This window comes from Romboutsia sp. 1001713B170131_170501_G6, assembly GCF_015668195.1.
Taxonomy (GTDB): domain Bacteria; phylum Bacillota; class Clostridia; order Peptostreptococcales; family Peptostreptococcaceae; genus Romboutsia_C.
The window spans coordinates 361,138-384,139 of sequence record NZ_JADPFC010000002.1 but is presented as its reverse complement, the minus strand read 5'-3'; the positions used below and the strand labels follow the sequence as shown (position 1 = coordinate 384,139).

General features: G+C 27.8%; 23 protein-coding genes. All 23 read left to right on the top strand.

Features of this window, described 5'->3' with window-relative positions:
- The 23 genes from xseB to I4U89_RS07485 all read left to right on the top strand — a co-directional run bounded on the left by xseB (window position 1) and on the right by I4U89_RS07485 (window position 22,990).
- Complete coding sequence (gene xseB / locus I4U89_RS07595) at window positions 1-216, top strand: exodeoxyribonuclease VII small subunit (protein ID WP_092924446.1); 216 nt, start codon at window positions 1-3, stop codon at window positions 214-216.
- 2 nt (window positions 217-218) lie between these two features.
- Window positions 219-1,106 (top strand): polyprenyl synthetase family protein, encoded by an 888-nt coding sequence (locus tag I4U89_RS07590; RefSeq protein ID WP_195939786.1) that lies wholly within the window; start codon window positions 219-221, stop codon window positions 1,104-1,106.
- Between the two features lie 9 nt (window positions 1,107-1,115).
- The gene (locus I4U89_RS07585; protein WP_195939785.1) at window positions 1,116-1,553 is read left to right on the top strand and encodes a divergent PAP2 family protein; all 438 of its coding nucleotides are present in this window, start codon (window positions 1,116-1,118) and stop codon (window positions 1,551-1,553) included.
- 273 nt (window positions 1,554-1,826) lie between these two features.
- A complete protein-coding gene (dxs, locus tag I4U89_RS07580) occupies window positions 1,827-3,695 on the top strand; it encodes a 1-deoxy-D-xylulose-5-phosphate synthase (protein ID WP_195939784.1) in 1,869 nt (622 codons plus the stop codon).
- A 4-nt stretch (window positions 3,696-3,699) separates the two neighbouring features.
- Window positions 3,700-4,512, top strand: coding sequence for a TlyA family RNA methyltransferase (locus tag I4U89_RS07575; protein ID WP_195939783.1), 813 nt, complete (start codon window positions 3,700-3,702; stop codon window positions 4,510-4,512).
- A 38-nt stretch (window positions 4,513-4,550) separates the two neighbouring features.
- The gene (gene recN / locus I4U89_RS07570; protein WP_195939782.1) at window positions 4,551-6,233 is read left to right on the top strand and encodes a DNA repair protein RecN; all 1,683 of its coding nucleotides are present in this window, start codon (window positions 4,551-4,553) and stop codon (window positions 6,231-6,233) included.
- 71 nt (window positions 6,234-6,304) lie between these two features.
- Window positions 6,305-7,324, top strand: coding sequence for a SpoIVB peptidase S55 domain-containing protein (locus I4U89_RS07565; RefSeq protein WP_195939781.1), 1,020 nt, complete (start codon window positions 6,305-6,307; stop codon window positions 7,322-7,324).
- A gap of 134 nt (window positions 7,325-7,458) precedes the next feature.
- Entirely contained in the window at window positions 7,459-8,271 is an 813-nt protein-coding gene (gene spo0A / locus I4U89_RS07560; RefSeq protein ID WP_195939780.1) for a sporulation transcription factor Spo0A, read from the top strand.
- Between the two features lie 140 nt (window positions 8,272-8,411).
- Complete coding sequence (locus I4U89_RS07555) at window positions 8,412-9,725, top strand: CCA tRNA nucleotidyltransferase (RefSeq protein WP_195939779.1); 1,314 nt, start codon at window positions 8,412-8,414, stop codon at window positions 9,723-9,725.
- A gap of 151 nt (window positions 9,726-9,876) precedes the next feature.
- Window positions 9,877-10,998 (top strand): putative cytokinetic ring protein SteA, encoded by a 1,122-nt coding sequence (steA, locus tag I4U89_RS07550; RefSeq protein ID WP_195939778.1) that lies wholly within the window; start codon window positions 9,877-9,879, stop codon window positions 10,996-10,998.
- A 16-nt stretch (window positions 10,999-11,014) separates the two neighbouring features.
- Window positions 11,015-11,890 carry a copper transporter gene (locus I4U89_RS07545; protein WP_195939777.1) on the top strand — a complete coding sequence of 292 codons (876 nt, stop codon included), beginning with the start codon at window positions 11,015-11,017 and terminating at the stop codon, window positions 11,888-11,890.
- A gap of 16 nt (window positions 11,891-11,906) precedes the next feature.
- On the top strand, window positions 11,907-12,599 hold the full coding sequence (locus I4U89_RS07540) for a glycosyltransferase family 2 protein (RefSeq protein WP_195939776.1): 693 nt from the start codon (window positions 11,907-11,909) through the stop codon (window positions 12,597-12,599).
- Between the two features lie 7 nt (window positions 12,600-12,606).
- Window positions 12,607-13,431, top strand: a complete 825-nt coding sequence (locus I4U89_RS07535) for a glycosyl transferase (RefSeq protein ID WP_195939775.1) — start codon at window positions 12,607-12,609, stop codon at window positions 13,429-13,431.
- Window positions 13,432-13,435: 4 nt separating this feature from the next.
- Window positions 13,436-14,527, top strand: coding sequence for a DUF3866 family protein (locus tag I4U89_RS07530; RefSeq protein WP_195939774.1), 1,092 nt, complete (start codon window positions 13,436-13,438; stop codon window positions 14,525-14,527).
- Window positions 14,502-15,032, top strand: coding sequence for an NUDIX hydrolase (locus I4U89_RS07525; protein WP_207744145.1), 531 nt, complete (start codon window positions 14,502-14,504; stop codon window positions 15,030-15,032). The genes I4U89_RS07530 and I4U89_RS07525 overlap by 26 nt, the downstream gene beginning before the upstream one ends.
- Window positions 15,033-15,094: 62 nt before the next feature.
- The gene (locus tag I4U89_RS07520; protein WP_195939772.1) at window positions 15,095-15,700 is read left to right on the top strand and encodes a hypothetical protein; all 606 of its coding nucleotides are present in this window, start codon (window positions 15,095-15,097) and stop codon (window positions 15,698-15,700) included.
- 10 nt (window positions 15,701-15,710) lie between these two features.
- A complete protein-coding gene (locus I4U89_RS07515) occupies window positions 15,711-16,583 on the top strand; it encodes a tyrosine-type recombinase/integrase (protein WP_195939771.1) in 873 nt (290 codons plus the stop codon).
- A gap of 24 nt (window positions 16,584-16,607) precedes the next feature.
- On the top strand, window positions 16,608-17,780 hold the full coding sequence (locus I4U89_RS07510) for a phosphopentomutase (protein ID WP_195939770.1): 1,173 nt from the start codon (window positions 16,608-16,610) through the stop codon (window positions 17,778-17,780).
- A gap of 15 nt (window positions 17,781-17,795) precedes the next feature.
- A complete protein-coding gene (locus I4U89_RS07505; protein ID WP_195939769.1) occupies window positions 17,796-18,608 on the top strand; it encodes a purine-nucleoside phosphorylase in 813 nt (270 codons plus the stop codon).
- An 89-nt stretch (window positions 18,609-18,697) separates the two neighbouring features.
- Entirely contained in the window at window positions 18,698-20,023 is a 1,326-nt protein-coding gene (locus I4U89_RS07500; protein ID WP_195939768.1) for a pyrimidine-nucleoside phosphorylase, read from the top strand.
- Window positions 20,024-20,257: 234 nt separating this feature from the next.
- Window positions 20,258-21,322, top strand: a complete 1,065-nt coding sequence (gene mltG / locus I4U89_RS07495; RefSeq protein WP_195939767.1) for an endolytic transglycosylase MltG — start codon at window positions 20,258-20,260, stop codon at window positions 21,320-21,322.
- A gap of 83 nt (window positions 21,323-21,405) precedes the next feature.
- Complete coding sequence (locus I4U89_RS07490; RefSeq protein WP_195939766.1) at window positions 21,406-22,074, top strand: O-methyltransferase; 669 nt, start codon at window positions 21,406-21,408, stop codon at window positions 22,072-22,074.
- The gene (locus I4U89_RS07485; protein ID WP_195939765.1) at window positions 22,067-22,990 is read left to right on the top strand and encodes a peptidase U32 family protein; all 924 of its coding nucleotides are present in this window, start codon (window positions 22,067-22,069) and stop codon (window positions 22,988-22,990) included. Before I4U89_RS07490 ends, I4U89_RS07485 begins: the two co-directional genes overlap by 8 nt.
- Window positions 22,991-23,002 lie beyond the last annotated feature (12 nt).

Genomic DNA, 23,002 nt, shown 5'->3' with positions numbered 1-23,002 from the left:
ATGAATCTAACGTATGAACAAGCCTATAAAAAATTAGAAGAAATTCTAGAAAAATTAGAATCTAAAAATGCTAGTTTAGATGAGTCATTAAGTTTGTATGAAGAAGGTATAAGTCTTTATAAATATTGTAATAAGCTTTTAGATGATGCGACATTTAAAATAAGTAAATTTAATAAATTAGGTGTAGAAGAAGAATTTGATATTAGGGAGGAATAAATGTGGAATTTAAAGCAGTGCTAAAAGAAAAAGCAAGTTATATAGAAAAATTATTAAAAGAGTATATGCCAAAAGAAGAAGGATACCAAAAAACTATAATGGAGGCTATGAATTATAGTTTAAGTGCAGGTGGAAAAAGATTAAGACCAATACTTACATTAGAAGCATGTAAATCGGTAGGTGGAGACTATAAGGATGCTATACCATTTGCTATGGCAATAGAAATGATACATACATATTCTTTAATACATGATGATCTACCAGCACTTGATAATGATGATTTAAGAAGAGGTAGAAAAACAAATCATATAGTATTTGGTGAAGATATGGCTATACTTGCAGGAGATGGCCTTTTAAATTATGCTTTTGAAGTTATGCTTTTAGGTTCTATGAACAAAGAAAATCCAAATAAATATCTAAATGCTATGTATGAAATAGCATCAGCTGCAGGAATAAATGGTATGATAGGTGGACAAGTAGTAGATATTCAAAGTGAAAATAAAAAAATATCTAAGGAAAAACTAGATTATATACATAATAATAAGACTGCAGCTATAATGATAGGATGTATGAGAGCAGGAGCTATAATAGGAAATGCAAATGATAATGAATTAAAAAATATAACTAAATACGCTAAAAACATAGGATTAGCCTTCCAAATAGTGGATGACATACTAGATATAGTTGGAGATGAGTCTAAGTTAGGAAAGAAAGTAGGTAGTGACATAGATAATAACAAATCTACTTACCCATCCTTAATAGGTCTAGAAGAGTCAAAAGAGGAAGCTAATAGGTTAATAAAAGAAGCTAAAGAAGCCTTAAATCAAATATCAAATGAAACAGAGTTTTTAAGCGGTTTAGCTGATTATATAGTGGATAGAGAGTACTAAGGAGGAACAATGGATTTTTTTTCACAAATTTTTAGCAACAAAGTTTTAGGGATAAGTATATTTGCTTGTTTCTTAGCACAATTTATAAAAATATTTACAGGAAAAGATAAGAGAATTGAGATTTCTAGATTATTTACATCAGGAGGAATGCCAAGTTCTCATAGTTCCTTTGTAACGAGTCTATCAACACTAGTTGGTATAGAGAGAGGTTTTCAATCAACTGACTTTGCTATAGTATGTGTATTTTCTTTGATAATAATGTATGATGCAACTGGAGTAAGACGTTCTGTAGGAAAGCAAGCAGCAATACTAAATCAAATTATAGATGATGTACATCATAAAAAACCAATAAAACATGAAAAATTAAAAGAGCTAGTAGGTCATACTCCTAAAGAAGTATTGTTTGGAGCAATACTAGGTATATTAGTAGCACTATACTTCGTGTAAATTGAAAAAATATACAATGTATGATATAATTCGTATTTGACAAAAGTATTAAAATTATATGTTTATAAGTAAAATTATAGATGATTAAATTTTATATAGATTAAGATACTTGAAATAGTAAATATTTTAATACGGTTATAAAATGAATATAACTTAGTCAATACTAAGGTATATTCATTTTTTAGATGTTAGAATTTTATAAATAAAATTTGTATAAAGTAAATTATAGACTATTAATTGCATTAATAGCTGATAAATAAAGGTGAGGATTATATGTATAAATATTTAGATAAAGTAAACTCCCCAAGTGATATAAAGTTGATGAACGTTGAACAAATGGATGAACTATCAAAAGATATAAGAAAATTCTTAGTTAAATCTGTTTCTCAGACAGGAGGGCACTTGGCTTCAAATCTAGGGGTTGTAGAGCTTACACTAGCATTACATAAAGTATTTGAAAGTCCTAAAGATAAAATTGTATGGGATGTTGGGCATCAATCTTATGTACATAAGATGATAACAGGAAGAAAAGAAGAATTTAATACACTAAGACAATTAAATGGTTTAAGTGGATTTCCTAAAGAGTGTGAAAGTGAACATGATATATTTGATACAGGGCATAGTAGCACATCAATTTCAGTAGCACATGGTATTGCATGTGCAAGAGATATAAAGGGAGAAAATAGTAATGTCATAGCTGTAATTGGAGATGGATCAATAACAGGTGGTATGGCACTAGAAGCATTAAATCATCTAGGACATACAAAAACTGATATGATAGTTATACTAAATGACAACGAAATGTCTATAGATAAAAATGTGGGTGGAATGTCTAGGTATTTATCTAGTATAGTTAGAAACTCAACAGCTAATAAAGTAAAAAGTGAAGTTGAAAAGATATTAAATATAGCTCCTGGAGGAGAGTTAATATCTAAGACAGCCAATAAATTTAAAGATAGTATAATAAGTACATTTATTCCTCAAGAATGTGAGTTATTTGAATCTTTAGGAATAAAATATTATGGTCCTATAGATGGGCACAATACTAAAGAGTTAATAGAAATTTTAGAAAAATGTAAACAAAAAAAAGGACCAAAGCTTCTTCATGTTATAACTAAAAAAGGTAAAGGATATAGATTTGCAGAAAATGAACCACATAAATATCATGGAGTGTCAAAGTTTGATATAAGAGAAGGTATAAAATCATCTGGTACAAAATCTATATCTTCATTAGTTGGAGAAAAATTAGTATCTATGGGAGAAAAAGATAACAGAGTATGTGCAATAACTGCAGCCATGCCATCGGGTACAGGATTAAATTTATTTGAAAAAGTATATCCAAATAGATACTATGATGTTGGTATAGCAGAACAACATGCCACTACATTTGCTGCAGGACTTGCAAAAAATGGTTTAAAACCGTATTTTGCTGTATACTCATCATTTTTACAAAGGGCATATGATCAAGTAATACATGATGTATGTATTACTAAAAAACCTGTAACATTCCTTATAGATAGAGCTGGTATAGTAGGTAATGATGGTGAAACTCATCATGGGATGTTTGATTTAAGTTATTTAAATGCAATACCAAATATAACAGTTATGGCACCTAAAGATTGTAGAGAGTTAGAGTTAATGATGGATTTATCTCTAGAATTAAAAGAACCTGTAGCTATTAGATATCCAAGAGGTGGTAGTTATTACTTAGAAAGTGGTAAGTATGAACCTATAAAAGTAGGAAGTTATGAGGTATTGTCAAAAGGAGAAGATATACTAATACTAGCAATAGGAAATATGGTAAAACATGCCCTTAAAGCTAAAGAATTATTGGTAAAAGAGGATATAAATCCAACAATAGTTAATGCAAGGTTTTTAAAGCCTATCGATAAAAATCTTTTATCAGATTTATTAAAAACTCATAAAAAGGTTATAACTATTGAAGATAATACAATAATAGGCGGATTTGGAAGTAGGATAAATAAATATATAACAGACAATAAAATTGATGTTGATATTATGAATTTAGGTCTTCCAGAAGCATTTGTACCTCATGGGAATGCAGATGAAATATATGATACAATAGGTTTATCTCCAGAGAAGATAGCGATGAGAGTAAAAGACTGTGAACTAGAAAGGTAATTTTATGAAAAAAAGAATAGATTTATTATTAGTAGAAAAAGGATACTTTGAAAGTAGAGAAAGAGCTAAAAAGGCAATAATGGCAGGTCTTGTATTTGTAAATAATCAAAGATGCGATAAAGCAGGCTCTGATGTTGATGAAGAAGCTAAGATAGAGGTAAAAGGAGATCCAATACCATATGTAAGTAGAGGTGGATTAAAGCTTGAAAAAGCTATGAATAACTTTGATTTAACATTAGAAGGAAAAGTATGTATGGACATAGGATCATCAACAGGAGGATTTACTGATTGTATGCTTCAAAATGGAGCAGTGAAAGTATTTTCTATAGATGTTGGTTATGGTCAACTTGCATGGAAGTTAAGACAAGATGAAAGAGTAGTTTGCATGGAAAGAACTAATATAAGACATGTTACTATAGAACAAACTAAAGAGTTTGCAGATTTTGCATCTATAGACGTATCTTTTATATCTTTAAAGCTAGTGCTACCAAAATGCAAGGAATTAATACGTCCAGATGGTCAAATCGTAGCTTTAATAAAGCCACAATTTGAAGCTGGTAGAGAAAAAGTTGGTAAAAAAGGTGTAGTTAGAGAAAAATCAACACATATTGAAGTTATAGAAATGATATCTAATTTTGCTGTTGAAAATGGATTTGAAATATTAGGATTAGATTACTCACCAATAAAAGGTCCTGAAGGAAATATAGAGTATTTAATACACTTAAGAAATGGTAATGAAGGATATGAGTTTAATAAAGAACAACATACTAATAAGATAATAGAGGTTGTTGAAAATTCTCATAGCCTAAGTAAGTAAAACATTTATATGATTTATTAAAAGAGGGGGATTTAGAATTGATCCTTGAGTTATATATGAAAAATTGTGCTCTTGTTGAGGAGCTTCGTTTAAATATTGATAAAAATTTGAACATACTTACAGGAGAAACAGGTTCAGGAAAATCTATAATAATAGATGCACTAGGACTTTGTTTAGGAGAGAAATATGATAGATCCTTTTTAAGGAAAGGAACTGAAAAAGGTGTAGTAGAAGCTATATTTCAATCTAAAAACAAAGATTTAATAAAAGTACTTAATGATAATGATCTTGAACTAGATGATAATGATTTACTAGTAATAACTAGAATAATATATAGTGATGGAAAAAGTGTTGCTAGGGTTAATGGAAGAACTGTTAAGATGAACGTTTTAAAGCAAATAGCATCTAAGCTTATAGATGTTCATGGGCAACATCAAACACAAGCATTATTCAATAAAGACACTCATCTAGAATTTTTAGATTTATTTGGAGAACATGAATTAGAAGAATTCAAAACTTCATATAAAGAAATATATGATGAGTATAGCGATGTAAAAAAAGCTCTAAATATATTAACTGAAAATAAAGATGATATGCAAATTCAAAGAGAAATAGATTTATTAAAGTTTCAAATAAATGAAATAGAATCTGCCAATCTTAGTAAGGATGAATATGAAGACTTACTAAAACAAAGGGACGTATATAGAAATGGTGAAAAAATCTTTAAAAATTTAAATATAAGCTATCAAAATTTATATGAAGGTCAAGTTAATGCAGTAGATTTAATAGGTAATGCAGTAAAAGAACTATCATCAATATGTGAATATGATAAAAGTTTAAGTGATTATAATAATGAGATAGAAAGAATAATGTATGAGCTTCAAGATATATCAAGAGAGATAAGAAATTATAAAGAAAATATAAATTTTGAACCATATGAATTAGAACAAATAGAACTTAGAGTTGATGAGATAAATAGCCTAAGAAGAAAATATGGAGAAACTATAGAAGAAATATTTGATTACCACCAAAATATAAAAAATAGGCTAGATGAAATATTAAATAGAGATGAAAGAGTAGAAGAGCTTAAACTTAAATTGAATAAGCTTGAAAGTAGGCTTAAAGAAAGAGCTGAGGCTTTAACCTCTCAAAGAAAAATAGTAGCTAAACAGTTAGAGAAAGTTCTACTAGAAGAATTAAAAAGCTTAAATATGAAAAATGTTGCATTTAAAGTAAGTTTTGAACAAGGAATATTCACATCTAGAGGAATGGATGATATAGAATTTATGATATCATTTAACTTGGGTGAAGATATCAAACCTATATATAAAGTAGCTTCTGGTGGAGAAATGTCTAGGTTTATGCTAGCATTTAAGACCATACTTGCTGATATAGACCAAATTGATACACTAGTATTTGACGAAATAGATACAGGTATAAGTGGAATAGCAGCACAAATAGTAGGAGAGAAGCTTAGCAATATAGGAAAGAAAAAGCAAATTATCTGTATAACTCATTTACCACAGATTGCTGCTAATGCAGATACTCATTACTGCATAGAGAAGAGTACGGATAACGAAAGAACATTTACTACTATTAAAAAGTTAGATAAAGATCAAAAAAGAGATGAAATAGCTAGACTTATAGCTGGAAGTAATATAACAGAAAAAACTATTGAACACGCAAGTGAAATAATAGAACTAGCAAAAAGAAGCCTTTAGAGCTTCTTTTTTTGTATAAAAAAATCCAAATTAGGAACTATAAGTATATATATAAAAGAGGAGATATACTTATGAAAATTAAAAGAAATTCAGTATTTTTAACATTAATAATTATGGTAGTTATACTTTTAATATCTATAACTTATGATGGTATAAAAAATTACTATATAGAGGCTGTAAATAAGAGTAATAAGTATGTTTATCCATGCGGTAATCTAATTGGAATAAAAGCTAAAACAGATGGAGTATTAGTAATAGGTTATGAAGACGAATCATTAGAGTATGTAGGAGGAATAAAAAAAGGGGATAATATAATAAAGATAAATGAAAAAAAAATCGAAAATGCTTATGATATATATGAATATATAAAAGGTATTAAAGAAGATTTTGTATATTTAACAGTTGAGAGAGATAGTAAAGAACTAGCTATAAAGGTAAAATTAAAAGTAGAAAGTGAAGAAAAAAGGCTAGGGTTATGGGTGAGAGATAAAGTTTCAGGAATTGGAACTATGACATTTTATGATCCAGATAATGAAGAATTTAGAGCGATAGGACATCCTATAAAAGATTTTGATACAAGTAAAATATTAAAAATAAAAGAAGGTAGTGTATATTATCCAACAGAATTAAATTTAGAGAAATCAACAGAGAGTGCTATTGGTAATTTTGATTGCAATTTGGATGGATACAATTTAATAGGAACATTTAGCAAAAATGATAATGAAGGTATAAAGGGAGATATAATAAATAATATAAAATATAGATTACCTCTTATACAAGTGGGAAATAAGAATGAAATAAAAAGGGGTAAAGCAAGTATTTTATTTGAAAATGAGGAAGGATATATATATCCATATGACATAAATATAGAAAATATATATGAAAATAAAGGAGATAAAAACATAGTTATAGAAATTGTTGATGAGAAATTAGTAGGTTATACAGGTGGTATAGTGCAAGGTATGAGTGGTGCCCCTATTATACAAAATAATAAGCTAATTGGGGCATTAACACATGTTTTTGAAGATAATGCCAAAAAAGGATATGGTATTTTTATAGATGAGATGATAGAATTAGATAAGAGAAATTAAAATTTAATATATTTTTCAATAGATTTCAAATATATTGAAGGAATATAATTTTACTATGTCGAATATGCTTAAGTATAAAGGGTTTTAATTTTTATATAAAAGAGAAGATGTTTTATTAATGGGGGGAAGTTTAAGTGAGCGATAAAATAAAAATAGTTTTAGCAGATGATAACAAGGATTTTTGTCAAGTACTTAAGGAGTACTTATCTAATGAAAGCGATATAGAAATATTAGGAATTGCAAAAGATGGTATAGAGGCACTAGATTTAGTAAAAAGATTACAACCAGATTTATTAGTCCTAGATGTTATAATGCCGCATTTAGATGGATTAGGTGTTATAGAGAAGTTAAACTCTATGGATATACCTAAAATGCCTAAAATAATAGTTCTATCAGCTGTAGGACAAGATAAAATAACACAAAGTGCAATAAATTTAGGGGCAGACTATTATATAGTTAAACCTTTTGACTTTGTAATATTCATAAATAGAATAAGAGAATTAGTTTCAAATAGACCTACACATTCAGATATAAAGCCTAGAACTCATGCTGATATACAAATGACAAGAAGTGACTTTGTTAAAAATGTAGGTAATATAGAAACAGAAATAACTAATATAATACATGAAATAGGTGTTCCAGCTCATATAAAGGGATATCTTTATTTAAGAGAAGCTATAAAGATGGTGATAGATAACGTAGAATTACTAGGGGCTGTAACTAAGGAATTATACCCAAGTATAGCTAAGAAATTTAATACTACCCCAAGTAGAGTTGAAAGAGCTATAAGACATGCTATAGAGGTAGCATGGAGTAGAGGTAAGGTTGATACAATAAATCAATTATTTGGTTATACAGTGCATAATACAAAAGGAAAGCCAACAAATTCTGAATTTATAGCTATGATAGCAGATAAATTAAGACTAGAACATAGTATGGTTAAGTAAATATAGCATTATAAAAGCCTTCTTAATATTAAGAAGGCTTTTATAATGCTATATTTAAAGAGTAAACAAGTGAGTATAAAGTACTATATATTTTAAAATTTGGTTATCTTATAAATATATATAAATTAAGGAGATATGTGATGTATATAAATTTACCTAAATCAGTAAAATTCATAATAGAAAAAATAAAAGAACATGGTGAAGAAGCTTATATAGTAGGAGGATGTGTCAGAGATAGTATATTAGGTATTTTACCAAATGACTATGATATAACCACTAGTGCAAAACCCGATAAAATAATAGATATGTTTAAAAACTATAAAATAATAGAAAATGGAATAAAGCATGGAACAGTAGGTATTTTAATAGAAAATGAAGTTTATGAGATAACAACATATAGAGTTGAAGGTGAGTATGAAGGTAATAGAAGACCTAAAAATGTAGAATTTACATCAAAGATAGTAGATGATTTAAAAAGAAGAGATTTCACAATAAATGCCATGGCTTATAATGAAGAAGATAAATTAGTCGATTATTTTGATGGAGTTAAAGATTTACATGATAAAAAAATAAGAACAGTAGGCAATCCTGATGAAAGATTTATTGAAGATGGACTTAGGATAATAAGGGCCATAAGATTTAGCAGTAAACTAGGGTTTGATATAGAAAAAGAAACATTTGAAAGTATAAAAAGAAATTCTAATATATTAAAAAATATTAGCAGAGAAAGAGTAAGTGATGAAATAAAAAAAATTATACTTAGTGAAAATCCCCAAAAACTAGTATTATTATATAGTTTGAATATATTTAAGGAGTTAGAGATATACTCTCATGTAGAGGATTATGAAGATTTTTGTACAAAGTTAAGAATATTAAAAGTGTGTAATATTAGTTTAGAGCAAAGATTATTGATGTTAGAATTTTTAATCTTAGAAAATAATACACAAAAACTAAATAAAACAAAGGAAAAAATAGAGTTTTACAATAAAAATATAAGAAACAATAATATTGTGAGTAAATTGAAGTATCCAAATAATGTAAAAATATACATAAATAATATGATTGATTATATGCTAATAGATAATATAGATTTAGATAAGGTTGGGATTAAGAAAATTTTAAATAAAATAGGAATTGATAATTTAAAAGATATTTTAAAATTAAAGGAAATATATTATAAAAAAGTAGGTAATTGTAAAGATATTGAAGAATTAAGTATAAGAAAACATTCAATAGATAAATATATAGCATTGATAGATGACATAGCTAAAAATAATGAATGTTATAAGATAAATGATTTAGATATAAATGGAAATGATTTAAAGTTTATGGGATATAGTGGAAAATCAATAGGAGAACAGCTAAATTTCCTTTTAGAAATAGTAATATGTAACCCTGAAAAAAACAACAAAAGTGAATTGATAAAATTATCAAGGTTAAATAAGATTGATTAAGATATGATGTGTATATAAAGGTTTTTAAAATATACAAATATATTTAAAAAATCTTTATATAAAATTATAAACTGACTTTAAACATTTATTTTGTCGTTAAATAATGCTATAATGTAATGTGATTTTAAAAATGATATCGGAGGTTTAATTTATGAGAGTCGAAGGCCCTATCAAAGTAGATAGAAAAACAAAGAGGCTTGCAAAGAGACTTACGGGTGGAGAAATAGCTGTTATAAATCATATAGATATAGATGAAGTTGCAGCGAATTCTTTAGTAGAAGGTAAAGTAAAGTTAGTTATTAATGCATCACCTTCTATAAGTGGAAGATATCCTAATAAAGGACCTGGAATACTAACTGAAAAAAATATTCTTATAGTTGATAATATAGGTGAAGAATTATTTAATGAGTTATCTGAAGGTCAAAATATTGAAATTATAGATGGTAAAATTTATAGAGACAATAAATTTTTAGGACAAGGTGAAGTATTAGGCAAAGAAGAAGTAGCAGCCAAATTAAAAAAAGCATACGAAAACTTAGCAGTTGAACTAGATAGGTTTATAGATAATACTATTGATTATGCAAAGAAAGAAAAAGGATTCATATTAGGAGAAGTCGAAATACCTAAAGTTAAAACTAATTATGCTAATAGGCATGTACTAATAGTTGTAAGAGGACAAGATTATAAGCAAGATTTAAGTACAATATTATCATACATAGAAGAAGTGAAACCAATATTAGTTGGTGTTGATGGAGGGGCGGATGCGTTACTAGAGTTTGGTTATACTCCAGATGTTATAGTTGGAGATATGGATAGTGTTAGTGATGAAGCGCTTAAAAAAGCAGGTGAGATAATCGTACATGCTTATACAGATGGAAGGGCACCAGGTCTTAAAAGAGTTCAAGATTTAGGGCTAGATGCTATAGTATTCCCTGCACCTGGAACTAGTGAGGATATAGCTATGTTAATAGCTTATGAATACAAAGCAGAGCTTATAGTAGCTCTTGGAACTCATTCTAATATGATAGATTTCCTAGAAAAAGGAAGAAAGGGTATGGCAAGTACTTTCTTAGTAAGATTAAAAATAGGATCAAAGCTTATAGATGCAAAAGGAGTTAACCTACTTTATAGAAGTAAGTTAAAGATGAAGTATATATGGGCATTAATAGCTACTGCCTTATTCCCAATACTTATACTAGCGTCTTTCTCTCCAAGTGTTCAGCAGTTTATACATCTAATGCAGCTAAAATTAAAGCTATTACTACAAATGTAGATTTAGGAGGAAAAAAATGCATATAAACATGAAATATTATATAGTTACCATAGGAGCTATTTTCATAGCTTTAGGGATTGGTATGTTAGTAGGATTTAATCTAAATTATGATCAAGAACTTAGTAAGCAACAAGCAAGTATGATCGAAGACTTAGATAGTAAATTCGAGGTATTAAAAACAACAAATGATAACTTAGAAGAAAATTTAACTAACTTAAATAAAGATTATGATGAAGCAATAGCCATAATAAATCAAAATTCAGATAAGATAATAAAAGATAGTCTTGCAAATAAGAATATAGGAATAATATCTACAAATGAAAAAAATGATTATAGTAAAGAAGTTGCAAATATAATACAAAATGCTGGAGGAAACGTAGCATTTGATATAGTACTTACTAGTAATATAGAAAATAGGGATGCTTTAAAGAAAGCATCAGAAGAACTTTCAATTGAACTAAATAATCCAAAAGATGTTATAAATTATATAGCAGAATCTTTAAAAGAAGAAGGTAGTATATCTAAGTTAGAAAATCTTCAACGTTTAGAGTTAATAAAAGTAGAATCTATAGCAGAAAATTATATAGATTATGATTCTGTAGTTTTAACAGGTGGAAGTGAAGATAAAGCTCAAAAAGAAAACTTTGATAAGATAGATGAAGCTTTAATAACTAAATTAAAAGAACAAAATAAATATATAGTAGGAGTTCAAAAAAGTAATACTAAAAATTCTTATATAGACTTATATTCTAAAAACAAAATAGCAACTATAGATAATATTGAAGAAGGAATCGGTAAAGTTTCTTTAACTATATTATTAAATGAAAAAGGAGCTACAGGGGATTTTGGTAGACTAGAAAGTGCTAAACAATTATTCCCTTATAAGAAATAAGAAAAGGAGAAAAAATATGAGTTCTTACATAAGTATAATAATACCAGCTTACAATGAAGCAGATAAGATAAAGGACACATTAGAAAGTATTGTTGATATAAATGAAATAGATGAAATTGTAGTTGTAGATGACGGTTCTAGTGATAATACTACAGAAGTAGCATCTAGTGTTAAAAATGATAAAATAAAAGTATTTAAATTAGATAAAAATAGAGGTAAAGGATACGCATTAAACTATGGATTAAAAATAGCTATGGAAAATGCAGATATAATAGGATTTTTAGATGGAGATTTAGGAAGTTCAGCTAATGAAGTCAAAAAACTTATTGTGCCTATATTAAACAACGAAGCCGATGTTATTATAGCAAAGTTCCCTCCTGCCAAGAAAAAGGGAGGGCTGGGCTTTGTAAAGAGATTAGCTAAAGAATCTGTATTTGAGATGACAGGTGTAGAATTAGACTCTACTTTATCAGGACAAAGGATATTTAAAAAAGAAGTATTAGAAAAGTTTGATGAGATTCCATATGGTTATGGTGTAGAAGTGGGTATGACTATAGATATATTAAAATACGGTTACACAATAAAAGAGGTATTAGTAAATATGACTCATAGTGAAACGGGAAGAGATTTAAAAGGATTTATTCATAGGGGAAAACAATACTACCATATAAAGAAAGTTTTAAAAGAAAAAAATAAAGAATGGAGGTAGTGTATAGGTGAAATATTATATACTTTACAGTGTTTTATTTGTAACAGGATTACTTGGAACCTATGTTGTTATTCCTTTATTTAAAAATTTATTAATAGACAGTAATGTATTAAGACCGAATTATAAAAAGGACATGATACCAGTTAGTATGGGTATAGTATTTTTACCTATGATAATAATAAATGGTATTATACTAGGATTTGTAACCAATGATGTTAATAACTTATTACATTTATTTATGTTTATATTTGGAATGATATCAATGTTCTTTGCAGGAATATTAGATGATATAATAGGAAATAGAGATGTTAGTGGGCTTAAAGGACACTTTAAGAGTTTGTTTAAAGGAAAACTTACAACAGGCGGATTTAAGGCGTTATTTGGAGGATTTATAGGCATATTAATATCTATAGCAATATCTAAAGATATATTAGATATAATTGTAAATACTCTTATAATAGCACTTTCTACAAATCTTATGAACTTATTAGATTTAAGACCTGGAAGAGCTATAAAAGTATATCTAGTAATAGGATTAGTTTTACTTTTAACATTAACAGGATTTGAAAAAAGTCTACTTCTTTTACTGCTTCCAAATGTATTAGCATATTTTAATTACGATTTAAAAGCTAAAGCTATGATGGGAGACACAGGATCAAATGTTTTAGGTATATCTATAGGAATACTTATATGTATGGGCTATTCATTTAATATTAGATTAGCTTGGTTAGTATTTTTAATATTTATACATATACTTACAGAGAAGTATTCTTTAACTAAGATAATAGAGAAAAATAAGTTCTTAAATTTCATAGACAAATTAGGAAGGTAAACTTATGATAAGTAAAAGAATAGGAATTGTAGATTCTATAAAAGATAAGAGTGAAAAATTAGAAGATATAAGAGTTAATATAAATGGAGAAATACAAAAAGCCTATAACTACCCTAAAATGACAGGTAGTGTAAATGTAGGTGATGAGGTTGTATTAAATACAACAGCTGTTGAATTAAGTTTAGGTACTGGAGGATATCATTTTGTAATAACTAATCTAAACAACATAGAATCAAGCTTTACAGAAGGCGGTCATATTATGAAATTAAGATATACGCCACTACAAGTTAAGGTAGATTCAGTTGAAGAACAAGAAAGTAATTATCATGATAAAATCTCAAGTTTTAAAAGTTTAAATGATATGCCAGTTGTTGTTGGGACACTTCATAGTATGCTAACACCATTTGTAGCATCATATAAAAAAAATAATAAAGATAAAAAAATAGTATACATAATGACAGATGGGGCTGCATTACCAATATATCTAAGTAAAAATGTAGAAACTTTAAAAAGTAAAGGATTAATAGATCATACTATAACTATAGGAAATGCATTCGGAGGAGATTATGAATGTATAAATATATATACAGCTTTAATAACTGCTAAAGAAGTACTAAATGCAGACTGTGTATTTGTTAGTATGGGTCCTGGAATTGCAGGTACTGGAACTAAATATGGATTTACGGGAATAGAACAAGGACCTATATTAGATGCAGTAAAAAAACTTGGTGGAAATCCTATAGCTATACCTAGAATTAGTTTTGCAGATAAAAGAGAAAGACATAATGGAATATCTCACCATAGTATTACTATTTTTAAAGAAATTGTAAATGTTGAAATAACAATACCAATATCAAATTATGAAAGTGATAAATTAAATAAAATAAGAGCACAAATAGAAGAAAATGATTTAAATAGACATAATATAGTATATATAGATAATAAAAATACTAAAGAAGACTTAGATTATTTTGGCCTTAAGGTAAGAACTATGGGAAGAAATTATGAACAAGATGCAGAGTTTTTCGAGGCTGCAAGTAGTGCTGCATATTATTTAATGGAGGTTTGTGATGGTGATAGAAGAAAAGACTATTAGTAGTGATAAGATATACACTGGAAAAACAATCAGCCTAAAAGTAGATACTGTAGAAACTATAAACCAAGGATATCAAAAAAGAGAAATAGTAGAACATCCTGGTGCAGTTGGTATATTAGCATTAAATGAAAATAATGAAATAGTATTAATTAAACAATTTAGAAAACCAATAGAAAAAGTTATATGGGAAATACCAGCAGGTAAGTTAGAACCTGGCGAAACACCAAAAGAATGTGCACAAAGAGAATTAAAAGAAGAAACGGGATACGATGCTTCGAATTTAAAACTAATACATAAGTTTTATACATCAGCAGGTTTTTCTAACCAAAAAATATATATATATCTAGCTACTGATATTACTGTAGGTGAAAGAAATCTAAATGATGATGAAGATATAGAAGTACATACTATAAGTTTAGAAGAAGCTTATAACATGGTTATTCAAAATGAAATAGAAGATGCGAAAACATCAATTGGAATTTTAATAGCTAGAGAATTAATATAAAATGTCATAACCTCCTCTTTTTATACATACTATTTTGTAAGGTAAAAGGGGAGGTTATAAATTTGAGAAGAACATATAGAAAAAATAATTTTAAAGAACTTAACAGACAAATAGTACTTATTGGGTTAATATTTATTGTATTTGTAGCACTTGGATCTTATCTAAATAAAATATGGCCAAGTTATCAAGATGAAATAATAAAAGATATTAGTTTTATAAGTGAGTACTATAATTCAAGAGAAGGAATAAAAGAAGCTATATTATCAAATTTAAAAATAGATTTAAGCTTTATGACTTGTGTCGCTTTTTTTTCAGCATTAGTAATAACTTTTCCAGTAGTAATTATAATATTTATGCTAAAAGGATTATCAATAGGCTATACTATAAACAGTATGATATTGGCGTTAAACTTTGAATCCATAAAAATGATATTTATTTTATTTATGAAAAATTTAGCTATTATACCTGGAACAGTTATATTAACGTTAGTAGCATTTGATTATGCCAAAAAGATGTTGTCAGAAATTAAGCACAAAAGAAAAGAAAATATGATATTTTTAGTAAAAAGATTTATATTAAATGTTATAATTATAATAAGTATTACAGTTATATTACAAGTTATACTGAATACTATAAGTATAGGTATGATTAAGTTCCTAGTCAGATAAGGAGTTTGCTATGGAAGTTGTAGAGGAATACATAAAATATCTAAACAGTAAGAATCTATCTAAAAATACTATATCATCTTACTATATAGATATAAAAAGATATGTTGATTATTTAAAAGAAAAGATGATAAGTTTAGACAATGTTGTAGAAAATGATATTATAGGGTATATAATAAGATTAGAACAGGAAAATATATCTGTAGCAACGGTATCTAGAATGATATCATCAATAAAATCTTTTCATGATTATTTATTTTTTTATGGTATAAGTAAAAATAATCCTGCAAGGAATATAAAAAAGCCTAAAATAGAGAAAAATAGTTTAGATATTTTAACTGAGGAAGAAGTAAAAAGACTTTTAGATTTTAAAAATTTAAATACACCTAAAAAAATTAGGGATAAGGCAATATTTGAAATATTGTATGGTACAGGTATAAAAGTATCAGAGCTTATAGATATGGATATAGATTCTGTAGAATTAGACTTAGACTATATATGCTGTGATAAAGGAAAAAATCCTAGAATAATACCTTTATCTAATACATCTAAGGAGTATTTAGAAAAATATATAAATGAATCAAGAACTGAATTAGCAAATAAAGGTGAAAAAGCTTTATTTGTAAGTTCCTTAGGACAAAGGTTTACAAGACAAGGCCTATGGAAACTTATTAAAAAATATGCTAATTTAGCTAATATAGATAAAAACATAAATCCAAGTATGCTTAGGCATTCTTTTGCTATTCATCTTCTAAATGAAGGTGCTAATGTTGCTGTAGTAAGCAAAATATTAGGAAATAGCAATTTATCTAGTTTGCAATCATATTTAAATCACATAAATAAGAATATGAGAAGAGAAATAAAAGAAAAACATCCTAGAAAATAAACTACAAAAAAAGGAGGACACAATATGAATAGGGTTGTATGGATTGTAATCGATAGTGTAGGAATAGGAGCACTTCCAGACTCAAAAAAATTTGGGGATGAAGGAGTAAATACTTTAGGAAATATAATAAAAGCACATAATGATATAAAAATTCCTAATCTATTAAGTTTAGGGATAGGAAATATAGATGAAGTAGATTTTATAGAAGGCGTTAGTTCCCCTATAGGTTGTTTTGGAAAATGTGGAGAAATTTCTCAAGGAAAAGATACTACAACAGGACATTGGGAGATGACAGGTGTTTTAGTTGAAACTCCATTTAAAACATTTGAAAATGGGTTCCCAAAAGAAATAATAGATGAATTCGAAAAAAGAACAGGAAGAAAAGTTGTAGGAAATAAACCAGCATCAGGAACTGCTATATTAGATGAATATGGAGAACATCAAATGAAAACAGGAGATGTAATAGTATATACATCAGCAGATAGTGTGTTCCAAATAGCAGCACATGAAGAAATAATACCACTTGAAGAATTATACAAAATGTGTGAAATAGCTAGAGAAATAATGATGGGAGATAATGCAGTAGCTAGGATTATAGCTAGACCATATATAGGAAAAGGAAAAGGTGAATTTGTAAGAACTTCTAACAGAAGAGATTACTCATTAAATCCTTTTGAAAAAACAGTATTAGACAATATAAAAGAAGCTGGACTAGATGTAATTGGTGTTGGTAAAATAGAAGACATATTTAATGGACAAGGTATAACAGAAGCTATACACACTAAAGATAATATGGATGGAGTAGACCAAACTATAAATTATATTAATAAAGAAAATAAAGGATTAATATTTACTAACTTAGTTGATTTTGACTCAAAATATGGTCATAGAAGAAACGTTAAAGGATATAAAGAAGCTATAGAGGAATTTGATGCTAGAATTCCAGAAATAATAGATGCTTTAAGGGAAGATGATATACTTATAATAAATGCTGATCATGGTAATGATCCAACTTACAAAGGTACGGATCATACTAGAGAATATATACCTGTATTAATTTATGGAAAAAATATCAAGAGTGGTGTAAACTTAGGTATAAGAAAAAGTTTTGCAGATATAGGTGCTACAGTAGCAGATATATTAGATACAAAAATGACTAAAAATGGAACTAGTTTTAAATCACAAATACTTAAATAGTCAAGGAGGAGACATATGTTTAACAAAGTACAAGAAAGTGCAAAATTTATAAATGAAAAAATAAATATAACACCTAAGATAGGACTTATATTAGGTTCTGGATTAGGAGTATTAGCTGATGAAATAGAAAATCCAGTAAAGATAAAATATAATGAAATACCTAATTTCCCTGTATCTACTGTTGAAGGACATGCAGGATGCCTTGTAATAGGTAAATTAGAAGGCAAAGATGTAGTGGCTATGCAAGGAAGATTCCATTACTATGAAGGATATACTCAACAAGAAATAACATTCCCAGTTAGAGTTATGAAAGCTTTAGGAGTTGAGACTATAGTAGTTACAAATGCAGCTGGAGGAGCAAATGTAGACTTTAAACCAGGTGATCTAATGATAATAAAAGATCATATAAACTTAAGTGGAAGTACACCTTTAATGGGTAAAAATGATGAAAGATTTGGACCAAGATTCCCAGATATGTCTACGGCTTATTCACCAAAATATATAGAGTTAGTTAGAGAGTGTGCTAATAAGTTAGGTATAAAAGTACAAGAAGGTGTATATGCATTCTTTAGTGGACCAACATATGAAACACCTGCAGAAGTTAAAATGGCAAGAATACTAGGAGCTGATGCTGTTGGTATGTCTACTGCACCAGAAGTAATAGTTGCTAATCATTCATCTATGGATGTTATAGGAATATCTTGTATAACTAATATGGCGGCAGGAATACTTGACCAACCTCTTAATCATGAAGAAGTAATAGAAACTACTCAAAAAGTAAAAGCTGAATTTTTAAGTTTAGTTAAATTAGTAGTTAAAAGTATATAATCAATATATAAGCTTAATACTAAATTTAGTATTAAGCTTATTGAATTTAAATAATAAATTATATATAAAGTTTGTTAAGGAGATATAAAATGAGAATATACGATATAATAAGAAAAAAAAGAGACGGATATGAATTATCTAAAGAAGAAATAAACTTTTTTGTAGACAAATATTCAAAAAATGAAATACCTGATTATCAAGCATCAGCTCTTTTAATGGCAATATATTTAAATAAAATGAACAAACAAGAAACAGTATATCTTACAGAAGCTATGATGAATTCAGGAGATGTTATAGACCTATCAGCTATAAAGGGAATAAAAGTAGACAAGCATAGTACAGGAGGAGTAGGAGATAAAACTACAATAGCTTTAGCTCCATTAGTGGCATCATGTGGTGCTCCTGTAGCTAAAATGTCAGGAAGAGGATTAGGACATACTGGAGGGACTTTAGATAAGTTAGAAGCTATACCAGGATTTTCAATAGAAATGGATGCAGAGAAATTTATAAATTCTGTAAATGAAAAAAATATAGCAGTGTGTGGTCAAACAGCTACAATAGCAGTTGCTGATAAAAAGATGTATGCTCTAAGGGATGTAACTGCTACAGTTGACAATATATCTTTAATAGCTGCTAGTATAATGTGTAAAAAATTAGCATCAGGTTCAAATGCTATATTACTTGATGTTAAAACTGGTGATGGAGCATTTATGAAAACACTAGATGATTCATTTGAACTAGCAAAAGCTATGGTTGATATTGGTTGTAAAATGGATAGAGAAACAATAGGTATGATAACTAATATGGATGAGCCTTTAGGATTTGCTGTAGGTAACTCACTAGAGGTAATAGAAGCTATAGAAACTTTAAAAGGAAATGGACCTAAGGATTTTGTAATGCTATGTGAAACATTAGGTGCATATATGTTAGTATTAGCAAAAGTTTGTGAAAGTTTTGAAGAAGGTAAGAAAATGATACAAGATGCCATATCTTCAGGACGTGCGTTAGAAAAATTAAAAGAGTTTATAGAAAATCAAGGCGGAGATAAGAGGGTAGTTGACGATTACGAATTACTTCCTAAATCTGAAAATATAGTACCTATAAAGTCACCAAAAAGTGGTTACATAAGCAAGATAGAAGCAGAAGAAATAGGGGTATCTGCTATGATTTTAGGTGCTGGCAGAGAAACTAAAGAAGATGAACTTGATTTATCAGCAGGTATAGTACTTCAAAAGAAAGTAGGAGACTATGTAAATGAAGGCGATGTATTAGCTTACATGCATTATAATAAAGAAGAAAAATTTGAACAAGCAAAAGAAAGATTTATAAATGCTTATGAAATAGTAGATGAGAAAACAGAACCTAAAAAGTTAATATATGGTGTTGTAACTAAAGATGAAATGAAAAAATTTTAATATTATGATTATAAAAAGCTTAACGTGTAAAAAATAACGTTAAGCTTTTTATAATTATAATAAAATTTTGAAACTATTAACTTTATAAATTATCAATAAATGAATATAAGATAAGTCAAATATAAAAAAGCAATAAATCTATAAAAGAAATTTATTCGACAATTTTATTGAAAATTTTTATTCTTAGATTTATAATATAAAAGATATAAATATATATAAGGAGTAGAAAATACTATGTACTTGAGAAATAATAAACTTAAGATAGCATTAATTTCCTTGGTAGTATTATTGGGATTAATAGGGAGTTTTGTGTTCATACAGATAGGACCATACAATAAAAAAAATAAAAAAGATATATTAGTAGAAATACCTAAAGGTTCTACTATAAACACAATGACAGATATATTATACGAAAAAAAATTAATAAAGAATAAGACATTATTTAAAATTGTAGCAAAAGTAAGTAATGAAATTCCAAATATAAAGTCTGGAAAATATTTGCTTAATCAAACTTATTCTAATAATGATATAATTGACATATTATCATCTGGAAAAACCTATCAAGATGGTATAAAAGTAACTATACCAGAGGGATCAACTTCTAATGAAGTAATTGATATATTAGTATCTAAAAAGCTTGGTAATAAAGAAATATATGAAAATCTAATCAAAAATCCAAAGGAATTTTATAATGATTTTCCATATTTAAAAGAAGGAGATATAACTACACTAGAAGGTTTCTTATATCCTCAGACTTATTACTTTGAAGAAGGCACAAGTGAAAAAGAAGTTTTAGATAAAATGTTAGCTGAATTTGGTAAAATGTATACTGAAAAGTTACAAAAAAGACAAAAAGAGTTAAAAATGACTCTTCAAGAGGTAGTAAATCTGAGCTCTATTGTTGAAAAAGAAGCTGTTAGAGATGAAGATAGACCTATAATAGCAAGTGTATTTTATAATAGATTAGATATAGGTATGAGACTACAGTCTGATGCAACTATACAGTATATATTCCCAGAGAGAAAAAAAATAGTAACATATAATGATTTAAAGATAGATTCTCCATATAATAGCTATAAAAATGTGGGATTACCTCCAACACCGATAGCTAATCCTAGCATAAAATCTATAGAAGCAGTACTATATCCAAAAGATACAGATTATTTATACTTTGTAGCTACTATGGATGGGGGAAATAACTATAGTAAAACTTACGAAGAACATCTTAAGTTTGAGAAGGAATATAAAGAACAAAGGGATAAATTAAGCAAAGAAAAAGCAAGTGCAGATAATAAATAAAATTTAAAATATGGGGATTATGCTTTGAGATATTCAAAGTGTAATCCTATATTAATGTTTCTGTTATTTAAGGAGTGAATTTAATGAGCAATATAGTAAATGAATTAGTACAAGATTACATAAGAAATACATTAAAAGATAAAGAAGGACTTTTAAAAGAACTAGAAGATTATGCGCATGAAAATAATGTACCTATAATACACAAAGAAGTATCAGAACTTTTAAAGGTTTTACTAAAAATGAAAAAACCAAAGAGAATACTAGAAGTTGGTTGTGCTATAGGATACTCATCTATACTATTTGCATCTACTCTAGGTGAAGATGTAGAGATAATAACAGTAGAGCGAAATGAAAAAATGATAGAAAAGGCTAAAGAAAATATAAAATTAGCTGGATTTGAAAATAATATAACGATACTAGAAGGTAATGCAGAAGAAAAATTAAAAGAAGTTCAAGGAGAGTTTGACATAATATTTTTAGATGCAGCTAAAGGACAATATCAATTATTTTATGATATGGTTATAGATAAATTAAAAGTAGATGGACTTTTAATATCAGATAATATATTATATCAAGGAATGGTTGCACATGATAGTTTCGTTATAAGACGTAAAAAGACTATAGTAAAAAGAATGAGAAGTTACTTAGATTATATATCAAATTGTGACTATTTAACTACATCTTTAATACCTATAGCGGATGGAGTAGCACTTAGCTATAAACAAAGCGAGAGAGGTGATTTAAATGCATAATGTAGAATTACTGGCACCAGCTAGAAGCTTAGAAGAATTAAAGTTAAATATAACAAGTGGTGCTGATGCTATATATATAGGAAGTGAGACTTTTGGTCTTAACTCTATAGATAAGGAATTTTCAAAAGATGAATTAGTAGAAGGTATAAACTTTGCACATGAACATAATAAAAAAGTTTATGCATCTGTTAATATAGTTCCTCATAGTAAGGACTTTTCAGATATAGAAACATACTTAAAAGAACTTGAATTCGCAGGTATAGATGCCATTATAATAGCGGAGCCTGGTATGCTTGAAGTAGCCAAAAAAGCTATACCAAATATAGATATACATTTAGCAGAACAAGCTAATGTTACAAATTACGTAACAGCTAAGTTTTGGTATGAACAAGGTGTAAAAAGAATAACATTATCAAGAGAATTATCTTGTGATGAGATAGGTCAGATAAGGCTAAATACACCTATAGAATTAGATTTAGAAGCATATGTACATGGAGTAATGGCTATATCTTATTCAGGAAGGCCTCTTATAAGCAACTATATAAAAGGAAAAGATTTAGATAGTGAAGTAAGTAAAAAAACATACAGTCTAGTTGAAGATAAAAGACCAGGAGAATATTTCCCGGTTTATGAAGATGAGAGAGGAACATTCCTATTTAATTCTAAAGATTTATGTATGATAAAAGATTTACCGGCTATGATAAAGTCAGGAATAAATAGTCTTAAAATAGAAGGTAAGATGAAAGACGCTAACTACATATCTAAAGTTGTTAAAGCTTATAGACTTGCTTTAGATAAGTTTTATGAAGACCCAAATAATTGGGAGTTTAATCCAAGTTGGATCGAAGAAATAAAGTTAAATAATAGAGAGTTTACATCTGGATTCTATTTAGAGAATCCAAATGATCAAGAATAAACGCTAATCTTT